A 357-nucleotide genomic window follows, 5' to 3' on the forward strand; every position below is an offset into this window, starting at 1 on the left:
AACATAAACTTCTGCTTCAAACTTGGTGTGTGGCGTGATGGAGCCTGGCTTCGCCAGTACCTGACCACGCTCTACGTCGTCACGCTTGGTTCCACGCAACAACGCACCAATGTTCTCGCCAGCACGACCTTCGTCAAGCAGCTTACGGAACATCTCTACACCCGTAACCGTTGTCTTGGTGGTATCTTTCATACCAACAATCTCAACTTCGTCACCAGTGTTTACAATTCCGCGCTCTACACGACCGGTTACTACTGTACCGCGGCCTGAGATTGAGAATACGTCTTCGATTGGCAGCAGGAACGGCTTGTCGATGTCACGCTCTGGCTCCGGAATATAGGTGTCCAGTGCTTCGCC

At 52.4% G+C, this 357-nt stretch carries 1 protein-coding gene; it reads right to left on the bottom strand.

Annotation, left to right across the window (positions count from 1 at the left end; genetic code table 11):
- A partial coding sequence (locus CDA54_RS19420) for an EF-Tu/IF-2/RF-3 family GTPase (RefSeq protein ID WP_244903113.1) occupies positions 1-357 on the bottom strand: 357 nt, incomplete at both ends.

This window comes from Lacimicrobium alkaliphilum, assembly GCF_002591895.1.
Taxonomy (GTDB): Bacteria; Pseudomonadota; Gammaproteobacteria; order Enterobacterales; family Alteromonadaceae; genus Lacimicrobium; species Lacimicrobium alkaliphilum.